The sequence below is a fragment of the Pseudoxanthomonas sacheonensis genome (genome assembly GCF_031455975.1).
GTDB lineage: Bacteria > Pseudomonadota > Gammaproteobacteria > Xanthomonadales > Xanthomonadaceae > Pseudoxanthomonas_A > Pseudoxanthomonas_A sacheonensis_A.
On the sequence record NZ_JAVDTT010000004.1, the window covers coordinates 256,847 to 276,968 of the forward strand.

Below are 20,122 nucleotides of genomic sequence, written 5' to 3' on the forward strand. Positions count from 1 at the left end.
CCGCCGCTTCGTCCCGCATTCCTTTGGACGAACGCCATGAACGCAGTGCCTTCCTCGCTGTTGCAGCAGACCGACCAGCTTTCCGAATCCGTGACCCGGCCTATTCCCGGGTCGCGCAAGATCTTCGTGCAGGGTTCGCGCCCGGACCTGCAGGTCGCGATGCGCGAAATCGTGCAATCGCAGACGCCGACTCTGTTCGGCGGCGAAGACAATCCGCCGATTACCGTCTACGACCCTTCCGGTCCCTACACCGATCCGGACGCGCGCATCGATCTGTCGACCGGCCTGCCCGCTTTGCGTGCGAAGTGGATCGAAGAACGCGGCGATACCGAGCTGCTGCCGCAACTGAGTTCCGAATTCGGCCGCGGCCGCGAGACCAATGCGCGCCTGGACGCGGTGCGTTTCCCCGGCCGCACGCTGCCGCGCGTGGCCAAAGCGGGCGCCAACGTCAGCCAGATGCATTACGCGCGCAAGGGCATCGTCACCCCGGAAATGGAATACGTCGCCATCCGCGAGAACCAGCGCCTGGACGCGGTGCGCGATGCGCTGCTGCTGAAACAGCACGCGGGCGAGTCGTTCGGCGCCAGCATCCAGAAGTTCATCACTCCGGAATTCGTGCGCGACGAGATCGCCCGCGGCCGCGCCATCCTGCCCAACAACATCAACCACCCCGAAAGCGAGCCGATGATCATCGGCCGCAACTTCCTGACCAAGATCAACGCGAATATCGGCAACAGCGCGGTGAGTTCGGGAATCGCCGAGGAAGTGGAGAAGCTGGTATGGTCGATCCGCTGGGGCGGCGACACGGTCATGGATCTGTCCACCGGCAAGCACATCCACGAAACCCGCGAGTGGATCATCCGCAATTCGCCGGTGCCGATCGGCACCGTGCCGATCTACCAGGCGCTGGAAAAAGTCGACGGCCGCGCCGAAGAGCTGACCTGGGAAATCTTCCGCGACACCCTGATCGAACAGGCCGAGCAGGGCGTGGACTATTTCACCATCCACGCCGGCGTGCTGCTGCGCTACGTGCCGCTGACCGCCAAGCGCGTCACCGGTATCGTCTCGCGCGGCGGGTCGATCCTGGCCAAGTGGTGCCTGGCCCACCACAAGGAGAATTTCCTCTACACGCATTTCGAGGACATCTGCGAAATCATGAAGGCCTACGACGTGGCCTTCTCGCTGGGCGACGGTCTGCGTCCGGGCTGCATCGCCGACGCCAACGACGCGGCCCAGTTCGGCGAGCTGGAAACGCTGGGCGAGCTGACCAAGATTGCCTGGAAGCACGATGTGCAGACCATGATCGAAGGCCCCGGCCATGTGCCGATGCAGATGATCAAGGAGAACATGGACAAGCAGCTGGCCGAATGCGGCGAGGCGCCGTTCTACACGTTGGGGCCGCTGACCACCGATATCGCGCCGGGCTACGACCACATCACCTCGGCGATCGGCGCGGCGATGATCGGCTGGTTCGGCACCGCGATGCTCTGCTACGTGACGCCGAAGGAGCATTTAGGCCTGCCCAATCGCCAGGACGTGCGCGACGGCATCATGGCCTACAAGATCGCCGCGCATGCGGCGGACCTGGCCAAGGGCCATCCCGGCGCGCAGGTGCGCGACAACGCGCTGAGCAAGGCGCGTTTCGAGTTCCGCTGGGAGGACCAGTTCCATCTGGGCCTGGATCCGGAGAAGGCCAAGGAATTCCACGACGAGACCCTGCCCAAGGACGCGCACAAACTGGCCCACTTCTGCTCGATGTGCGGCCCGCACTTCTGTTCGATGAAGATCACCCAGGACGTACGCGACTATGCGGCCGAACACGGGGTCGAGGAAACGGCGGCGCTGGAGGAAGGCATGGCGGAGAAGTCGGCGGAATTCCGGGCGCAAGGCGCACAGGTCTACCGCCAGGGCTGAACGCAGGGCTTAACAGAGCGGGGGAAGGGTTGCGACTCTTCCCCGGCCTCCTGCGTACCTTCACCAAGGACGAATGAACCGGTGATAGGTTCTTGTCCATCATGAAATCCAGGAGACCGGTCATGCAGTTTTCGAGACGTTTCAGCGGTTGGGTGTTGGGGATCTGCGTATTGCTGCTGGCCGGGTGCGCCACCGGGCCGCAGATCACCAGCGAGGCCGACCCCGAAGCCGACTTCGGCGGCTACCGGACCTTCGGTTTCTACGCGCCGCTGGCGCTGGAAAAGGAAGGCTACGCCACGCCTACCACCGACCGGATCAAAGCGGCGGCTCGGGCCCAGCTCGAATCGCGCGGTTATGTCTACACGCCGGAACAGCCCGATCTGTGGGTGAACCTCAACGCGTACATGCAGAAACGCACTGACGTCACTTCGTTCCCGACCGTCGACTACAACTACTACTACAGCTATCGCGCGCGCAGTTATTTCGCGGTGCCGTTCTGGCACGACGAGACCCATGTGCGCCAGTACACTGAAGGCACGCTCAATGTCGACCTGGTCGATCGCCGCAAGAACCGGCTGGTCTGGGAGGGCATCGCCGTCGGCAGGATCGCCAAGCTCAAGCCCGAACAGCGCGCCGCACGGATCGATTCGACCGTGGCCGAAATCTTCGCCCGCTACCCGTATCGCGCAGGCAGCGCCGCTGCGGCGGTGCGGCCATGAGCGGAGGCAGCACGGTCGCCAAGGCCGGGATCGGCTTCGGCACGGCGCTGGCGATCACCATTTCATGGAGCGCGAACAAGTCGCTGTTGTGGGCGGTGATTCACGGTCTGCTGTCGTGGGTCTACGTGGTGTACTACGCGCTGGTATATCACTTCAAATGAGGCGCCACTTCAAATGAAGCGCCGCGCATGACCCTGCCGTCGGCCTGGCTACGCTGGCTGGTCACCGCGCGCAGACATCCGTCCGCCTTCCTGCTGTTGGTGCAGCTCGGCGGCGTGTTGTTGTACCCGGCAATGGAGGACACCCAGGCCGGTCGCGCCTTGTTCGGCGCTTTCGGTATCCTGGTGCTGGCGCTGGCGCTGTGGGTGGTCAACCGCAGCGCGTCCATCAACTGGATCGCCTGGTGCATCGCGGTTCCGGCAGTGGTGTTGTCGCTGCTTTCGGTATGGGCGCAGATGCCGGGACTGCTGGTCTATGCGCATTTGCTGGAAGGCGCGCTGTACTTCTACACGGCCGCAAGCCTCACCGCCTACATGCTGCAGGACCACCGGGTCACCCGCGACGAGCTGTATGCGGCGGGCGCCACCTTCACCCTGCTGGCCTGGGCGTTCGCTTTCGCTTATTCGGTATGCCAACAGTGGTATCCGGGCAGCTTCATCGCCGCGATCAATCCGCAGGATCCGCGAACCTGGATGGAACTGCTGTTCCTGAGCTTCAGCGTGCTGTCCAGCGTCGGCCTCAGCGATATCGTCCCGGTGCGGCCCGAGGCGCGCGCGCTGGTGATGTTCGAATCCTTCGCCGGCGTGATGTACATCGCACTGGTGGTGTCGCGGTTGATAGGCCTGACCACCTTGCGGACGGCAAGGCGGGACGACGGTCCGCACTAATCGCGCGAAACCGCCGCCGGGGCGGATCGCACCGTATGCGTTAAATCTCCGGCAATCGCGACAATCCGCGTCAACCACAACAACAACGCGGATCAACTGCGGCTCCCTGCCTGCGTGCCATCGTACGAACACGCACACCGTGCGATTCGATCGATCAGGTAAGGGGAAACAACATGGACCGCAAACTCCTGGCCACCGCCATCTGCGCCGCATTGGCGTGGTCGCTGGCCGCCACCGCCGTACGCGCGCAGGAGGTCGCCAGTACGGAGGCCAAGGCCGACGACGACGCCACCGAACTCGATCGCGTGCTGGTCACCGGTTCGCGCATCCCGCGCGCGCAGTTGGAGACCGCCTCGCCGGTGATCACGATCACCGCCGAGGACATTCAGCGCCAGGGTTTCCGCAACGTTTCCGATGTGCTGCGCGCGCAGCCGCTGGCGACCGGCGCGGTGCAGGACAACCAGTACGCCGGCAGCTTCACTTCCAATGCCACCACGATCAGCCTGCTCGGCCTGTCGCCCAGCTTCACCCTGATCCTGATGGACGGTCGGCCGCTGGCCGACTATCCGCTGCTCTACAACGGCCAGAGCAACTTCACCGACCTGACCAGCATTCCGACCGCGATGGTCGAGCGGATCGAGATCCTGCCAGGCAACCAGTCCTCGATCTACGGTTCGGCGGCGATCGCCGGCGTGGTCAACATCATCCTGAAGAAACGACTGGACGGCATGCAGCTGGACGCGCGCGTCGGTGGCTACTCGGACGGCGGCGGCGACAACGAGCGCCTGCAGCTGACCGGCGGCAAGGCCTGGGACAACCTGGACATCACCTATGGCCTGCAGTACAGCCATCAGGATCCCATCTACATGCGACAGCGGGATTTCACCGATACCACCGACGACAATCCCAACCCCGGCCTGCGTTACGGCAGTCGCACTTTCATCATTCTCAACGGTTTCACCGGCCAGTACGACGATCCAGGCGCCGGTTGCGACAATGTGGCCGCCAATTTCGACGGCACCACCCAGCGCGATTTCCGTCCCGGCCGCGGCTTCTTCTGCGGCAGCCGCGCCCAGCCCGGCTACGCCACCCTGCTGAACGAAGAAAAGGGAATATCGGCGTACTTCAATTCCAATTACAGGATGGGCGACAACGCCAATTTCTACGCCAGCGTGCTGTACGGAAAGAACGAGGCGAAGAACGATTCCGGCTCACGCTTCTGGATCCCCAACTACAACGACGGCACCGACGGCTATATCTGGAACCAGACCGAGCAGACCCTGGAGACCTACCAGCACATCTTCTCGCCGGAAGAGCAGGGCATCACCAACTTCACCACCGATTCGACTTCCTACAACATCGCGCTCGGGGTCAACGGCACCATCGCCGACTCGAACTGGGACTACGACGTCTACTACAGCCGTTCCGGTTATGAGGTGAAGTCCGACCAGCTGTGGCCGCTGGTGGACGAAATGGACGCCTTCTTCCAGGAACAGTTCCTGGGTCCGCAACTGGGAACCTACTACGGCTATCCGGTGTACGAACCGAACAAGCCGGCGTTCTACCAATCGATCACGCCGGAACAGTTCCGCGCGTTCTCCGGCAACCTGCGCAACACCTCGTCCACCTGGACGCACAACTTCAACGTGCAGCTGACCAATCCGGACCTGTTCCAGCTGCCCGCCGGTTCGGTCGGCGTGGCCGGCGTGTTCCAATTGGGATATCAGCACTGGGACAATCCGGTCGATCCGGGGGTCAGCGGCGACGACTACTTCGGTCTCAGCGGTACCAGCGGCAGCGGCAACCGCGCCAACCGTGCGGTCGGCGTGGAGTTCAGTATTCCGTTGCTGAAGTCCCTGACCGCCAGCGTTTCCGGTCGCTACGATTCCTACAAGAACATCCGCGCCGGTTCCGACGCCAAGGCAACCTACAAGCTGGGCCTGGAGTTCCGGCCGATCGACAGCCTGCTGTTGCGCGCCAACTACGCCACCGCGTTCCGTGCCCCGGACATGGGCTATGTGTTTACCGGCGGCAACGGCTTCTTCTCCTCGCAGACCGATTACTACAAATGCGAAACCTATGGGCCGAACCCCGATTGCCCGTTCGAAGGGCTGTCGCTGGAAGGGGTGCAGGTGGCGAACCCGGACCTGAAGTCGATCACCGCCAAATCCTACGGCTTCGGCTTCGTCTGGTCGCCCAGCGATCGCTACGAACTGCGCGCGGACTATTACAACGTGCGTATCGAAGACGAAGTGCTGCCGCAGTCGTTCTCGCGCACGCTGTTCGACGAGAACGAGTGCCGCCAGGGACGGCTGGATATCAACTCGCCTACCTGCGTGGACGCGCTGTCGCGCATCCAACGCGGGCCGCTCAACGCCAATCCTCTGCTCAGCGAATCGGTGCAGCTGGTGACGATCAAGGCGATCAACATCGCCGAAGAGCAGATCAGCGGCATCACCGCCGGCGGCAGCGCGCGCTTCGACTGGGGCCGCTGGGGCGAATTCGGTTTCGGACTGGACTACAACCTGACGCTGGACCACACCACGGTGACTTTCCCGGGCGATCCGGAGACGGATCTGCTATCCCCGCAGCAGGCGCTGAGTGCGGAATTCAAGAGTGTGCTCACCGGCGACATCAGCTGGCAGAAGGGCGACTGGTCGGCGAACGTGCATGGGATCCGCTACGGCTCCACCCCCAACTATGCCGCGCAGTTCGGCGTGGACACCACGCCAGGCACCAGCCAGGGCAGGGTCGGTCCGCACATGCTCTACAACATGAGCGTGAGCTACGACTTGACCGAAAAGAGCGCGCTCAGTCTGACCGTGAACAACGTGCTGAACACCAAACCGCCGTTCGACCCCACCTACGACGGCTCGCAGGGTTTTGCGCCGCCGTTCTACAACATCTTCGCCTACAACGGTTATGGGCGGGCGTTCTGGGTCCAGTATCGGATCGACTTCGGAACGAACAACTGAGGTCAACAGGAAGGCCGCTCATGCGGCCTTCCTTCAATCCGTCGCGGCAAGGGCGCGGCACAGGGGCTGCAGCGGTTCGGCGTAACGACGCCACTCGCCCAGCGCACGCTGGTGGATCGGTGCGCGCACCTGGGCGCTGCTGAGCGTCGCCACCGGCGCACGGTTGCCTGCGATGTCCAGACACTCGGCTTCGAACGCAAGTCCGCAGAAATCGAGCACGCGCCGCGCGGTCGAAACGGTGTCCTGCACCAGCGCATCGTAAGCGACATCCAGCACGAAACCGGGTGCGACCGCATGCCAGTGCGCCATCAGCCGCCGGTACTGGCGGTAGTGATGGGCCAGCGAGTCCAGGCCGTAGCTGTAGGCGTAGGCGTCGCCAAACAGCGCTCGGTAATTGGAGAAGCAGATCTCCATCGGTTCGCGGATCATGTGCAGGATCTTCGCCTGCGGCAGAGCCTGGCGTATGAAACCCACCAGCATGAAGTTGGGCGGCAGCTTGTCCACGTAATAACGGCGACCCGCGGCGCGCCACTGGCTCTGCTGCAGATAGCGCCTGCCCAGCAGGGCCGGATCAAGCGTTCGCGTAGCCTCGAGCAAAGGCAGGTCCATCAGCGGGTGGCCGTGGCGATCGGCGGTCCAGCGCAATTGTTTCGGCAGATCGGCCAGCTCGCCGGCCGGCATGACCTGCGAGTGGTTGCCGACGATGCGTTCGAGCAGGGTCGTGCCCGAGCGCGGCATGCCTACGATGAAGATCGGTTGCGGGCCGCCGACCGGCGCATCGGGGGCTGTGTTCAGCGACTGCGGAAAGCGTTCAATCAACGCATCGAACACCGCTTCCTCGGCGGCCGTGTCGTAGCCCAGGCGCCTGTGCATGATTCCATTTCCGCGTTGCAGCGCCTCCCAGGCCTGTTCGTAGCGGCCGATGTCGTCGAACTCCTTGTGCAACGCGAATTCGACGGCGGCGTGATCTTCGCTGCCGTGCGGCACCACCGCCAAACGCCGGTGCAGCGCATCGAGGTGGTTGCTGTCCGCTGTCTGGCGGCGGATGCGGGCCAGGGTCAGTGAAGCGCGACCGAAACTGGGGCCTTTGGCCAAACAGGATTCCAGTTCGCCTTCTGCTTCGGCGATGCGCCCGTTGAATTGCAGCTGCAGCGCATGGAAATAGAGGAAATCGGCATCATTCAGGCCCGCTTCGCGCGCGCGTTCCATCAGCGCCAACGCCTGTTCATGCTGGCCTAGGCCCTGGCGTACGTGAGCCAGGGCCAGCAAGGCCGGCCCCGAGCGGCTACGCGCGATTTCCGGATGCGCCAGGCATTGAAGCGTGGCGGCCGTCTCGCCGATTTTGGCGAGCGACTGGGACACGCGGCAGATCAAGTGCATGTCCGCAGGCAACGAGGACAGCGTGGCTATCAGTTGTTCGGCCGCACCGCGGACACCGCCTTGGGCCAGCATCACCCCGGCCAGCAGCAACCGCGCCGGGGCTGCGTCGGCATGTTTGCGCAGCAGGTCCTGCAGTTGCGCGGCGGCTTGCTCCCAACGCCGTGCGGCGACATGCCGCTGCGCTTCCGCCCATGCGGCGTTATCGGAGGCGTTCACAGGTGCGCGCCCAGTGCCGGAGCGCGCGCTTTCATGCGGTTGCGCGGGATCATTTCGTCCATGGAACATTGAACCGGGCCACACTTGCAAGCCGTATTCGATACCAACGGCACATGCAGTACGGCGGTGGTGGCAAGATGCTGCGATGCAAGCGCCATGTCCGCATGAATGGGCCGAAGCCACCGTATAAAAAAATTGCGCCGACCGGCGCAATTAGAGAAGAGAGCCATCGCAGACGAGAGAGAGGGCGCCTGCGGCTCGATACAGGGGATCTTGTAGCCACAAATTTAATGGCCCGTCAGGCAATGTGTTATTCGGCGTGCCGACGCCCGCTTTGCGAAGCTTGTCCGGCTGATTGCCTGGACGTGTTTCGACCCGATCGTTGTGCACACTATTCATCCGGAATCCAAGACACCCATGCTCAATCCCCGCTCCCAGCCGATTTACCAGGAATCCGACCGCTTGCGCGTCGGCGAATTCGTGGTCGACGTGCCGCGTCGGGAAGTGGTGGCGGCCAACGGACACGAACCGACCCGGCTGACGATCAAATCCCTGCATGTGCTGCTGGCGCTGGCCGGCCAGCACGGCAAGGTGGTGAGCCGCGAGGCGTTGCTCGAATGGGTCTGGCCCGACACCCTGCCCACCGACGATGTGCTGACCCAGGCCATCGGCCAGTTGCGCAAAGCGTTCGGCGACGATCGGGAGTCGCCGCGTTATCTCGAGACCATTTCCAAGGGCGGCTATCGCCTGCTGGCGCCGGTGGAATGGCTGGACAGCGCTCCACCGCACATACCGGTCGCGGCCATGGAGGAGAACGAACAGCCCGCTCTTTCCGTACCCGTTGCGCCGCCACCGCCGTCCCGCGGCCGCAAACCGCTCTGGATGGCCGTGGCTATCGCAGTGACTCTCGTTGCCTTCGCGGTTATTTGGCAGATCACCCATCGTGCGTCGGATGCTGCGCAAGCGGCGCCCGTCGCCGATCGCGCCGCGACCGAACCCGCACTGCCTTTCGTGACCATCACCTCCAGGCCAGGGCGCGAAGTCGACGCCAATCTGTCGCCCGACGGCTCCATGGTTGCCTATGCGCAGATCGACGAGAAGGGCCACAGCACCATCGTGCTGCAGACCACGGTGCATGTGCCGCCGCGTCCGCTGACTTCGACGCCTGCCGGATACAGCGACACCATGCCGGTGTGGTCTCCGGACGGACGCACCATCGCTTTCGCCCGCTTCGATGCGAGCAGCCGCTGCCAGATCATGCTCATCGCCGCCAGCGGCGGCAACGAACGCAAGATCGCCGATTGCTTCGCGGGCAGCGCTTCGAGTTACGACTGGACGCCCGACGGCAGCGGCCTGCTGATGGGCCTGGAAACCAAATTGCCCGGCGAACGCAGCAGCCCCTTGCGCTTGCTGGATATCGCCAGCGGGCAATGGAAAGCGCTGGATTATGCGATTTCCGAAGGCGACATCGACATCGACCCGCGTTATTCGCCGGATGGGAAATGGATCGTGTTCCGTCGGGCCATCTCGCTGTCGGATCTGTGGAAGATGCCGGCCACGGGCGGTACGCCGCAACGCCTGACCCACGTGAAGAGCGACATCCGCGGCTGGGACTGGCTACCGGATGGCAGCGGCCTAGTCTTCAGTTACATTGGCAACGAAATCGGCATGTTCCGCTACGACATGGCCAGCGGAGCAGTGACTCACCTGAAAATGGAGGGCTTCGCGGTCTTTCCGGACGTGGCCCGCAATTCCCCGGTGATGGCGTTCACCGTCGATCAATCCACTTCGGGCATCTTCCGCCTGACGCTGCCTTCGACTCCCGATGGAAAAGTAGTCAAGGAACGCGTGTTTCCGTCCAGCCGCTCCGACATGCTGCCGGCGATCTCGCCCGACGGCCGCACCCTGGCCTTCATTTCCGATCGCAGTTCGCGCCTGGAACTGTGGCTGGGCGAACTGGACAAGCCCGATAGCGCGCGGCCGGTGCAAGGCATCATGCCGATTCCACGCCATGTTCCGGTCTGGTCCGAGGATGGCAGCCGGATGCTGGTGATCGCCAAGCGGGACGACCAGCAAACGCTTCACGAAGTCGAAGCGGAAAGCGGGCGCATCCATCTGTTGCCGGTGCCGGCGCCCAGCCCGATCTACGCCGCATACACGTCGGATCCGAATTTGTTGCTGGTGGGGTCGGACAGCGGCGAGGGCCGATTGCGCGTGGTCCTGTACGACCGGTCCAAGACCCCTTGGCGCGAGATATCGAGCCTGCAGGACGTGGCGTTGGTGCGTTTCGATGCTCCCAAGGACCGCATCTACTTCACCCGCGTGACCAAGCCCGGTATCTGGAGCGCAAGCCCGATGCTGGGCGATCTGCAGGTGCTGGATGCGTACCGGCCGCGCATGGCCAAGGAATACAAGCGCTGGGCGATCGGGCCGGACGGCGTGTACTACATGGATTGGAGCGAAGACTGCGCCACCGGTTGGATCAAGATGGGCGCGCCGGAGAAGCAGCCGGCGTACTGCCTGGACCATGAGGTCGAGGCCTGGGCGCTGCCGCCCACCATGGATCGCACGGGCAAGAATATTTTCCTCACCCTTGACGTCTCCAACAACGCGGACATCGGTCTGGCCGACATTTCTTCCATGACTTCCGGCACAGCGATCGCGAAACACGCGGGCGATTGATCGCGCGACTACGCTCGCGCAAGCCGTTGAAACGCAAGGGAGTTGCGGGGATTTAGAAAGATATCGGAAAAATTTCGGCGTGATTTCCTGAGATTCGGAGCCAGCTGCATCAAACCAATGGCCAATCCCCCAACAGGAAACGGCCATGAAGATGCAAACCGCGTGGATAGACCGTAATCAACTGCTAGACGCCGGCGTCGATTTCACTTCAGCTGAACTGGTGAGCGTGTTGGCCGTCAGTCGCACCGGCAGCATCGCGGTGCAGGCGCCGCTGGTGTCGTTCTGGCTGGTAGTGCGCGGCAGCGCCGACCTCGAGGCGCGAGAGGGCCGTTTCCACCTGCGCGCGGGTGAATGGGTCGTGCTGGAATCGGACTCACGCCCCACCGTGTACGCCAGCCGGTCCAGTTTGGTGCTGGGCGTTGCCATGCCCCAGGCCATGCGCCAGCGGATCCGACAGTTCACGCACCTGGACCTGCATACCGGCCGCGGTCAGCTGGACCGCGGCGAGATTCGCCAATGTCTGCGGCTCTGGCGGCAGACGGGGCTGTTCGGAAAGAGCGGTCGACCGATGGCGAGCGATGAAGTGAACCCGCTGGTGCCGTTGCTGCGCCACGTCTGCAACGTGCAGTACGACTTCAGACGCATGATCGATCACTGCCCGGGCCGCTCGATGCGGCGCAAGAGCCAGGTATTCGACCGCATGCAGCGCGCGCGGCTGTTCCTGGAAGGCAACGTGGACCGCAACGTGCGGCTGGCCGAGTTGGCCGAACTCAGCAACGTCTCCACCTGGTACTTCACCAAGATATTCCACGCCCTGTATGGCGAAGGGCCGCAGGCCATGGCTGCGCGCCTGCGCTTGGGACAGGCCGCCAGACTGCTGGGCGACACCACGCTGTCGGTCAGCGAGATCGGCGCCGTCTGCGGGTTCGAGAACAACTGCAGCTTCTCGCGCGCTTTCCGCGAGCGTTATGGCACGCCGCCCTCGCTCTATCGGCTGAAGGCACGGAGCGTAACGACAGACTCCGCACAGTTACGCGGCAGCGAGGGCAAAGCAGCCCTCGCGTTCGGTACGTAACTTCGTCGGGCGTTAACACACTCGTAACGAAACCCGGAGAACAAGAATGATCTACAGCAAGCTACGGCGCGCGTCGTTGCCGGCGGGCATCGCCCTCATCCTGGCATCGCCATTTGCGGCACAGGCCCAGGAAGCGGCACCCGCAGAAGACGCGACCACACTGGACAAGATAGTGGTCACGGGCTCGAACATTCCCCGTACCAGCACTGAAACCGCGTCGCCCGTGCAGGTGATTACCCGCCAGGAAATCGACCGCACCGGCAAGAACACGGTCGCCGAATACCTGCAAACCATCACTGCCGATGGCGCCGGTTCCATTCCCAAGAGCTTCGGCAACGGCTTCGCCGGCGGCGGCGCGGGCGTCTCGCTCCGCGGCCTGGGCGCAGGTTCCACGCTGGTGCTGTTGAACGGTCGGCGCCTGGCGCCCTTCGGCCTGGCTGATGACGGCCAGAAGGTCTTCACCGATCTGAGCACCATCCCGTTGGAAGCCGTCGAGCGCATCGACGTGCTCAAGGACGGCGCTTCGGCCATCTATGGTTCGGATGCGATCGCCGGCGTGGTCAATGTCATCCTGCGCAAGGATTTCACCGGCGTGGTGGTGAAGGGCTCTTACGGCACCTCTGGAGACAGCGACGGCAATCAGCGCAAGGGATCGATCACCGCCGGTATCGGCGATCTGGCCGAGGATGGTTACAACTTCTTCGCTAGCCTCGAAGCATCCAAGACCGATTCCATCGGTGTTAGCGACCGCCGCAACCGCAAGTGGATCGGAACCGGCGACACGCGTCCCTGGGGATACGCCGTGGGTACCAACCTGCCCGGACGAATCACCGGCGGCGGTACCGGCGCGGGCGGCGGACCGAGCGGCGCGGTCGAAAACCCCAACACCGGTCTGTTCGAGTCGCTTCCGGGTTGCGCGGCGCTTTCCGACGTGACGCCGCAGGATGCGGCAGGCGGCTGCCTCTGGGACGTGGGCAAATTCCGCGATCTATCGCCGCAGGAGGAGTACCTCAATTTCTTCTCGCGCGGCACCTTCGCTTTCAACGACAACGCCGAGCTGTACACCGAATTCAGCTATTCGAAGAAGAAAACCGTATTCCACAACACGCCGTCGGGCGTTTCCGGCGCATGGGGCTATCCCGGCGGACCGGTCAACGCCAACGATCCGGGACCCGGGGCCACCATGCTCGGCGCCGGCCATCCCGACAATCCGTTCGGTGAAGCCGTCAGACTGCGGTATACGGCGTTCGACGTTGGCCCACGTACCGTCAACAACGAGAGCGATCTGGTGCGCTTCCTGGTCGGGGTCAAGGGAACCGCAGGCGCCTGGGATTACGATGTCGGCTTGTTGCATTCGGAAACCAGCCTGACCAATAGCCGCAAAGGGTTCTTGCAGTACAGCCATGTGCTGACCGCATTGAGCGATCCGAACAGCCCGGTCGGTTACTGGCGTATCGGTGACGACTCCGGCCTGAACAGCCAAGCTCTGTACGACTACATCTCGCCGACCATCATGGCCAAGGGCGAAACCAAGCTGGATATCTTCGACGCCAAAGCTTCGCGCTCGCTGATGGATATGGCCGGCGGCGCGATGGGCCTGGCCGTGGGTCTGGAATGGCGCAAGCAATCGGTATCGCTGACGCCGCAGACCTTCACCGATGTCGGCGACATCATCGGCTTGGGCTATTCGGCTTACGCGGGCACCGAGGAAGTCGGCAGCGCCTACGCCGAATTGGTGGCGCCGGTGCTCGAGTCGCTGGAACTCAACGCCGCCGTGCGCGTGGATAGCTACAAGGGCGGCGAAACCTCTACCACGCCGAAATTCGGCGTCAAGTGGAAGCCGGCGGATTGGATCGCGTTGCGTGGTACCTATGCAGAGGGCTTCCGCGCGCCGAACCCGGCGGAAAACGGAACCGGCGGCCTGGCCGCCTTCAGTACCGCAAACGATCCTGTCCGCTGCGCCGCCCCGGGTCACGAACCGCAGGATTGCGATGCCGGCCCGATCGCGCTCATCACTTCGCCCAATCCGGACCTCAAGCCCGAGAAGTCCAAGAGCTATACCGTCGGCCTGGTGCTGGATCCTACGCCCACCACCTCGCTCACGCTCGATGCTTTCCGGATCAAGCGCACGGACGAGATTTTCGGCGGCAGCTCGGACGCGGCGATCGCCGCAGGCGGCGCCAACGTGATCCGCGGCACCAACGATATTCCGGGTACGCCCAACAGCGGCACGATCCTGGCGGTGCTGGTCGGTTACGAGAACGCCAGCTCCACCACGGTCGAGGGCTTCGATTTCGACGCGCGCCAGCGCTTCGATCTGGGCAACGCCGGGAAGCTGTCGCTTGACCTGCAATGGACCCGCATCAATTCCTTCGAGCGCGAGGACGTGGATGGCACCCGGCACGAATTCGCCGGTACCCACGGCAACTGCGACGTCACCAACTGCATCGGCACACCGAAGAACCGGGTCAATTTCGGTGCGACCTGGGACATCGGCAGCTTCAGCGTGAGCAGCGTAGTGAACTGGCGCGACAGCATCAAGAACGTCTCGGAAGAGGCCGATACAGACTGCGCCAACCACTTCGCCGATGGAACCGATGCGCCGAACGGCTGCGAGCTGAAGTCGTTCTACACGATCGACCTGTCGGCTCGCTGGAGGCCCACCGACGCTTGGGAAATCTTCGGTTCCGTCGCCAACGTGACCGATCGGATCGCACCCCTGGATCCTTTGACCTACGGCGCCATCAACTACAACCCGCTGGATTTCAGCGGTGCCATCGGCCGCTACTACACGATAGGCGCGAAGTACTCGTTCAACTGAGGCCAGCCGCGGCAAGAAGCGTAGAAGCGAATCCCCGGCCTGGCCGGGGATTCGTCTTTCCGGGGCGGAATCTACGATTCCAGAGTTTTCCGTCCGTTCGCGAGGGTCGGACGTATGGTCTAAAATCCGCAGAATGCGGCACGGCGACTGCCTGCCACCCACTCTTGCGGTGAGACCTATGAAACTCCCTTCGCCCTTCGTGCAGCTGCCGATCAGCTTCGATGCGCAGCGGCTGGCCGATGAGATATCGGCGTTGGGCGAGGTGTCCTGGCGTCCCCATCCCCAGAATTTCGCCGGCAATTCCATGCTCCCGTTGGTGGCGGTGGATGGCGATGCGGGCAACGAAAGTTTCAACGGGCCCATGCTGCCCACTCCCGAGCTCGCGCGATGCGCCTACATGCAGCAGGTGCTGGCCTCGCTCGGCGTCACCGCGGGGCGCACCCGCCTGATGCGGCTTTCCGGCGGCGCGGAGGTCACCCGGCATGTCGACCAGGGCTATTACTGGACCGACCGCGTGCGGGTGCATGTACCCATCGTCACCCAGCCGGGGGTCCGCTTCGAGTGCGGAGACTCTGCGGTGAACATGGCGGCGGGCGAATGCTGGATATTCGATACCTGGCGCCTGCACCGGGTGCTCAACGAAGACGATCGTTCGCGCATCCATCTGGTCTGCGACACCGTGGGCGGAGAAGCGTTCTGGAATATGGTGGCGGCCGGTCGGCCCGTGGGCGGCGAGGCGGAGCCCGCCGGCTGGCAGCCGAAGCGGTTCGACTTCCAGGAAGGCGCGACGCCTGAGATTCGTTTCGAGGCGTACAACGTACCGCCGATCATGTCGCCCTGGGAATTGAAGCATCGCCTCGACTTCCTGGTGGGCGAGATGAAGCCATCGCCCGCCGTGGCGACGATCGGTCGGCAGATCGATGCGCTGTTCCGGGCATGGCGAGCGGTCTGGGCGCAGTATGCGGACGCTAGCGAGGCCAAGCCCGAGTATCAACGTCTCATGAAGAATTTCCTGATCAAGGTCCAGCCGTTGGCGAGCGTGGCGATCCTGCGCAACGACCTGCCGATGTGGGACGCGCTCACCGTGATGATCGCCAGCGCTGCGGTAGTGGACAACGACCAGGCTGCCGGGCCCGGCAACAGCCTGGCGCGCAGGCCGCAGTCCGCGCAGGGCACTGCCGGCGTATTGTTTCCGGGTTACATGGGATGATGCAGCAATCGTCGGACGGTCAGGCGGGCGCCGTGGTCCGGCGAGATCCTGTTTTCGATCGGCCTGTATTCATAATCTCCCCGCCGCGATCCGGTTCCACCCTGCTGTTCGAAACGCTGACGCGGGCTCCGGCCGTCTACACGATCGGCGGCGAGAGCCACCAGATGATCGAGCAGGTCCGCGGACTGAGTCCGCGCGATCGCGGTTTCGATTCCAACGCGCTCGACGCAACGGATGCGTCGCCCGCGTGCGTGCAGCAGTTGCGCAGCCATTTCCAGGTCGCATTGCGGGATCGCGATGGGCGGCCGCCGCGAACGATGCCGGTGCGCATGCTGGAGAAAACGCCGAAGAACGCCCTGCGCGTGAAATTCCTCAACGCGGTATTTCCCGAAGGACGTTTCGTTTTCCTCCATCGCGACGCGCGCGAAACGATCGGAAGCATGATCGATGCCTGGCAGTCGGGACGCTTCCGCACCTATCCCGGATTGCCGGAATGGCGGCAAATTCCCTGGTCGCTGCTGCTGGTCCCCGGCTGGCGGGAGCTTGCCGAAAAACCGCTGCACGAAGTGGTCGCAGCGCAGTGGCAGACCACGACGGAATGCCTGCTCGATGCGTTGGAATCGTTGCGGCCGGAACAATGGTGCGCGATGGATTACGCGGCGCTTCTGGACCAGCCGAAGCGGGAACTAGGGGCGCTTTGCGCGGCGTTGGACATCGCGGCGGACGAGCAGTTCGGCGATACGTTGCCGTTGTCGCGCTATACCCTCACCCAGCCCGCACCGGATAAATGGCGGAAGCACGCGGCGGTCATCGAGCCGATGCTGCCGCAGCTAGCGCCGACCATGGAGCGCGCGCGACGCGCGCTCGCCCAGGGCCTGCTCCAGCGCCGAACCGTGTGAATGGGGTTCTTCAGAACTTGGGCTTTTCCGCGCTCGCTTCATAGCGGGTCATCGACTCGCGCAGGATTTGCTTGGCTTCTTCCGCGCCGCCCCAGCCGTCAAGCTTGACCCACTTGCCCTTCTCCAAATCCTTGTAGTGCTCGAAGAAGTGGCCGATGCGCTCCAGCCAATGCGGCGAGACCTGGCCGATGTCTTCGATGTGGGCGTAACCGTTGAACACCTTGGTGGCGGGCACGGCCAGGATCTTCTCGTCGCTGCCGGCTTCGTCGGTCATGCGCAGCACGCCGACCGGACGGCAGCGGATCACCGACCCGGGGATCAGCGACAGCGGCAGCACCACCAGCACGTCGGCCGGATCGCCGTCGCCGCACAGGGTATGGGGCACATAGCCGTAGTTGCAGGGGTAGCGCATGGGCGTGGAGAGGATGCGGTCGACGAAGATCGCGCCGCTTTCCTTGTCCACTTCGTACTTCACCGGCTCGGAATCCTTGGGGATTTCGATGACGACGTTGATTTCGTCGGGTGGGTTCTTGCCGGTGGAAACGTGGTCCAGGCCCATGCCTTGCTCCAACTTGCGAATACGGGGGCGGGCATTCTAACCGCTTGCGTGTTGCGCCGCAGCAGGGCTTGGGGCAACGAAAAAGGCGGCCTGAGCCGCCTTTTTCGATTTCGAAGCCTGGAGTAAAGGCTTATTCGACCCGAATTTCGACCCTTCGCGCCTCGTCCGGATTGCCGTCGCCGGTAGTCAGCACCGGCTTATCCAGCACGATGCGGTCCTGCGCGATGCCATTGGCCAGCAGCAGTTCCTGTACGGTCAGGGCCCGGGCCTTGGCGATTTCCTCATTGGTAGCCGCGCCGCCGGTGGCGTCGTGGTAGCCCGAGATCCTGGCCTTGGTGCCCGGATCGGCCTGCAACGTGGCGATTACGCGCCCAAGGGTGGCTTCGGTGTTCGAGGGGCTGGTGGCGCCGACGTCGAAATACAGTTTGGCCAGATGCGCGTCGTCGGCGACGGCGCTGATCGACGCGGCGTGCGCTCCGTTCGTGTCCAAACCGCCCAGCCAGCCATTGACGGGCAACACCGGCACCAGCAGCAAGGCCACGATGTTGATGATCTTGATCAGCGGGTTGATGGCCGGGCCGGCGGTGTCCTTGTACGGATCGCCCACGGTGTCGCCGGTGACCGCGGCCTTGTGCGCCTCGGAACCCTTGCCGCCGTGATGACCGTCCTCGATGTACTTCTTGGCATTGTCCCAGGCGCCGCCGCCGGTGGTCATGGAGATGGCCACGAACAGGCCGGTGACGATGGTGCCGATCAGCAATCCGCCCAAAGCTTGCGGGCCCAGCAGCAAGCCCACCACCACCGGTACGGCGACCGGCAGCAAGGACGGCACCACCATTTCCTTGATCGCCGACTTGGTCAGCATGTCCACCGCCTTGCTGTAGTCGGGCTTGCCGGTGCCTTCCATGATTCCCGGAATCTCGCGGAATTGGCGGCGCACTTCTTCCACCACCGAACCGGCCGCGCGGCCCACCGCTTCCATCGCCATCGCGCCGAACAGGAACGGGATCAATCCACCGATCAACAAACCGATGATCACCATGTGATTGGAAAGATCGAAGGTCGTGGCGGTATAGGGCATCCCTGCGGCGGCGGCCTTGGCGGCGCCGATCGTGTCCAGGTTATGGGTGTAGTCGGCGAACAGCACCAGTGCGGCCAGCGCCGCCGAACCGATCGCGTAGCCCTTGGTCACCGCCTTGGTGGTATTGCCCACCGCGTCCAGCGGATCGGTGATGTTGCGGATCTCCGGCGGCAGTTCGGCCATTTCGGCGATGCCGCCGGCGTTGTCGGTGATCGGGCCGTAGGCGTCCAGCGCGACGATCATGCCGGCCATCGACAGCATCGCGGTGGCGGCGATGGCGATGCCGTACAGCCCGCCCAGCGCGTGCGCGCCCCAGATCGCCACGCACACCACCAGCACCGGCAGCGCGGTCGACTTCATGGAAATGCCGAGGCCCGCGATGATGTTGGTGCCGTGGCCGGTGGTCGAGGCCGCAGCGATGTGCTGCACCGGCTTGAACTGGGTGCCGGTGTAGTACTCGGTGATCCACACGATCAGGCCGGTCAACACCAGCCCGATCAGCGCGCAGCCGTACAGGCTCATCGCGCCATAGCTGTTGTCGGCCATCAGTTGCGTGGTGATGGGGTAGAACGCGATCGCCGACAACACCGCCGATACGATCACGCCCTTGTACAGCGCGCCCATGATCGAGCCGCCCAGCTTTCCATCAGTTTGTTTCACCTTGACGAAGAACGCGCCGATGATGGACGCGACGATCGAAGCTCCGCCCAGCACCAGCGGATACAGCACCGCGTTGCGGCCCACCTGATCGACCATCAGGCCGCCCAGCAACATGGTGGCGATGATGGTGACCGCATAGGTTTCGAACAGGTCGGCGGCCATGCCGGCGCAATCGCCCACGTTGTCGCCCACGTTGTCGGCGATCACCGCCGGATTGCGGGGATCGTCCTCGGGAATGCCGGCTTCCACCTTGCCCACCAGGTCGGCGCCCACGTCGGCGCCCTTGGTGAAGATGCCGCCGCCCAGACGGGCGAAGATCGAGATCAGCGACGAACCGAAGGCCAGGCCGACCAGCGCGTGCAGCGCGGGTTCACCGGTGATGCCCATGCGTCCCAGCACTACGTAATAGCCGGCCACGCCCAGCAGGCCCAGGCCCACCACCAGCATGCCGGTGATCGCGCCGCCGCGGAAGGCGACGTCCATGGCCGCGCCGATGCCTTTGCGCGCCGCTTCGGCGGTACGCACGTTGGCGCGCACCGAGACGTTCATGCCGATATAGCCGGCGGCGCCCGACAGCACCGCACCGATCAGGAAACCGATCGCCGCAGGCCAGCTAAGGAAGAATCCGATCAGCACGAACAGCACCACGCCGGCGATGGCGATAGTGGTGTACTGCCGGTTGAGATAAGCGCTGGCGCCTTCCTGGATCGCCGCGGCGATCTCCTGCATGCGTGCGTTGCCAGCAGGTTGTTTCAGGATCCAGCGTGCGGAAATGATGCCGTAGAGAATCGCAATCGCGGCGCAGACCAGCGCCAACGTCAAACCCCAAGCTTCCAGAAAACCATGTTGTTCCAGCATGACCCCTCCCAAGGTTGGTGGATGCAATCCAGCGAACCGCTTGAGGAACGTCAACGCAACAACGGGGCAAGTCACTCGAACTAGGCAGCGGACTTGGCGACTGCCGAAACGATTCAGTGTTCTGGCAGCCCGTGTCGCGGTGTGTTCAGCAATCCCTGGAGCCCCCCGAGTATGACCGGATGGCCC

The 20,122-nt window shown here is 63.8% G+C and carries 13 protein-coding genes and 1 pseudogene; 10 read left to right on the forward strand and 4 right to left on the reverse strand.

The window, feature by feature from the left end:
* Positions 1-36: 36 nt before the first annotated feature.
* The 5 genes from thiC to J2W94_RS15715 all read left to right on the forward strand — a co-directional run bounded on the left by thiC (position 37) and on the right by J2W94_RS15715 (position 6,495).
* The gene (gene thiC / locus J2W94_RS15695) at positions 37-1,914 is read left to right on the forward strand and encodes a phosphomethylpyrimidine synthase ThiC (RefSeq protein WP_310095461.1); all 1,878 of its coding nucleotides are present in this window, start codon (positions 37-39) and stop codon (positions 1,912-1,914) included.
* Between the two features lie 122 nt (positions 1,915-2,036).
* Positions 2,037-2,633, forward strand: coding sequence for a DUF4136 domain-containing protein (locus J2W94_RS15700; protein WP_310095464.1), 597 nt, complete (start codon positions 2,037-2,039; stop codon positions 2,631-2,633).
* Positions 2,630-2,794 (forward strand): hypothetical protein, encoded by a 165-nt coding sequence (locus J2W94_RS15705; protein WP_310095467.1) that lies wholly within the window; start codon positions 2,630-2,632, stop codon positions 2,792-2,794. Before J2W94_RS15700 ends, J2W94_RS15705 begins: the two co-directional genes overlap by 4 nt.
* Positions 2,795-2,821: 27 nt before the next feature.
* The gene (locus tag J2W94_RS15710) at positions 2,822-3,520 is read left to right on the forward strand and encodes an ion channel (protein ID WP_310095470.1); all 699 of its coding nucleotides are present in this window, start codon (positions 2,822-2,824) and stop codon (positions 3,518-3,520) included.
* A 173-nt stretch (positions 3,521-3,693) separates the two neighbouring features.
* Positions 3,694-6,495 carry a TonB-dependent receptor plug domain-containing protein gene (locus J2W94_RS15715; protein ID WP_310095472.1) on the forward strand — a complete coding sequence of 934 codons (2,802 nt, stop codon included), beginning with the start codon at positions 3,694-3,696 and terminating at the stop codon, positions 6,493-6,495.
* A 33-nt stretch (positions 6,496-6,528) separates the two neighbouring features.
* Here the strand turns inward: J2W94_RS15715 and J2W94_RS15720 are convergent, their stop codons facing one another.
* Complete coding sequence (locus J2W94_RS15720; RefSeq protein WP_310095474.1) at positions 6,529-8,091, reverse strand: tetratricopeptide repeat-containing sulfotransferase family protein; 1,563 nt, start codon at positions 8,089-8,091, stop codon at positions 6,529-6,531.
* Positions 8,092-8,508: 417 nt separating this feature from the next.
* Here J2W94_RS15720 and J2W94_RS15725 point away from each other — a divergent pair, with 417 nt between their 5' ends.
* From J2W94_RS15725 to J2W94_RS15745, 5 genes are all read left to right on the forward strand, one after another.
* Positions 8,509-10,773 carry a winged helix-turn-helix domain-containing protein gene (locus tag J2W94_RS15725; RefSeq protein ID WP_310095476.1) on the forward strand — a complete coding sequence of 755 codons (2,265 nt, stop codon included), beginning with the start codon at positions 8,509-8,511 and terminating at the stop codon, positions 10,771-10,773.
* 145 nt (positions 10,774-10,918) lie between these two features.
* Entirely contained in the window at positions 10,919-11,848 is a 930-nt protein-coding gene (locus J2W94_RS15730) for a helix-turn-helix domain-containing protein (RefSeq protein ID WP_310095479.1), read from the forward strand.
* Positions 11,849-11,894: 46 nt separating this feature from the next.
* Entirely contained in the window at positions 11,895-14,669 is a 2,775-nt protein-coding gene (locus tag J2W94_RS15735) for a TonB-dependent receptor (protein WP_310095480.1), read from the forward strand.
* Positions 14,670-14,847: 178 nt separating this feature from the next.
* Positions 14,848-15,879, forward strand: coding sequence for an aspartyl/asparaginyl beta-hydroxylase domain-containing protein (locus tag J2W94_RS15740; protein WP_310095483.1), 1,032 nt, complete (start codon positions 14,848-14,850; stop codon positions 15,877-15,879).
* On the forward strand, positions 15,876-16,778 hold the full coding sequence (locus J2W94_RS15745) for a sulfotransferase family protein (RefSeq protein WP_310095486.1): 903 nt from the start codon (positions 15,876-15,878) through the stop codon (positions 16,776-16,778). Before J2W94_RS15740 ends, J2W94_RS15745 begins: the two co-directional genes overlap by 4 nt.
* Positions 16,779-16,788: 10 nt before the next feature.
* On the opposite strand, the gene ppa is transcribed toward J2W94_RS15745, so the two are convergent.
* From ppa to J2W94_RS15760, 3 genes and pseudogenes are all read right to left on the reverse strand, one after another.
* Positions 16,789-17,337: an inorganic diphosphatase gene (gene ppa / locus J2W94_RS15750; RefSeq protein WP_310095488.1), complete on the reverse strand. Its 549-nt coding sequence runs from the start codon at positions 17,335-17,337 to the stop codon at positions 16,789-16,791.
* 130 nt (positions 17,338-17,467) lie between these two features.
* Complete coding sequence (locus J2W94_RS15755; RefSeq protein ID WP_310095642.1) at positions 17,468-17,878, reverse strand: OmpA family protein; 411 nt, start codon at positions 17,876-17,878, stop codon at positions 17,468-17,470.
* Positions 17,852-19,936 (reverse strand): annotated as a pseudogene (locus tag J2W94_RS15760) (sodium-translocating pyrophosphatase); the annotation flags it as partial. The gene J2W94_RS15755 and the pseudogene J2W94_RS15760, both read right to left, overlap by 27 nt.
* Positions 19,937-20,122: the final 186 nt, after the last annotated feature.

Bases quoted from the DNA above. Each gene is read 5' to 3' on its own strand.
- J2W94_RS15730 (WP_310095479.1), top strand. From the start codon at position 10,919: ATGAAGATGCAAACCGCGTGGATAGACCGTAATCAACTGCTAGACGCC.
- J2W94_RS15745 (WP_310095486.1), top strand. From the start codon at position 15,876: ATGATGCAGCAATCGTCGGACGGTCAGGCGGGCGCCGTGGTCCGGCGA.
- J2W94_RS15725 (WP_310095476.1), top strand. From the start codon at position 8,509: ATGCTCAATCCCCGCTCCCAGCCGATTTACCAGGAATCCGACCGCTTG.
- J2W94_RS15715 (WP_310095472.1), top strand. From the start codon at position 3,694: ATGGACCGCAAACTCCTGGCCACCGCCATCTGCGCCGCATTGGCGTGG.
- J2W94_RS15740 (WP_310095483.1), top strand. From the start codon at position 14,848: ATGAAACTCCCTTCGCCCTTCGTGCAGCTGCCGATCAGCTTCGATGCG.
- J2W94_RS15705 (WP_310095467.1), top strand. From the start codon at position 2,630: ATGAGCGGAGGCAGCACGGTCGCCAAGGCCGGGATCGGCTTCGGCACG.
- thiC (WP_310095461.1), top strand. From the start codon at position 37: ATGAACGCAGTGCCTTCCTCGCTGTTGCAGCAGACCGACCAGCTTTCC.
- J2W94_RS15735 (WP_310095480.1), top strand. From the start codon at position 11,895: ATGATCTACAGCAAGCTACGGCGCGCGTCGTTGCCGGCGGGCATCGCC.
- ppa (WP_310095488.1), bottom strand. From the start codon at position 17,337: ATGGGCCTGGACCACGTTTCCACCGGCAAGAACCCACCCGACGAAATC.
- J2W94_RS15700 (WP_310095464.1), top strand. From the start codon at position 2,037: ATGCAGTTTTCGAGACGTTTCAGCGGTTGGGTGTTGGGGATCTGCGTA.
- J2W94_RS15710 (WP_310095470.1), top strand. From the start codon at position 2,822: ATGACCCTGCCGTCGGCCTGGCTACGCTGGCTGGTCACCGCGCGCAGA.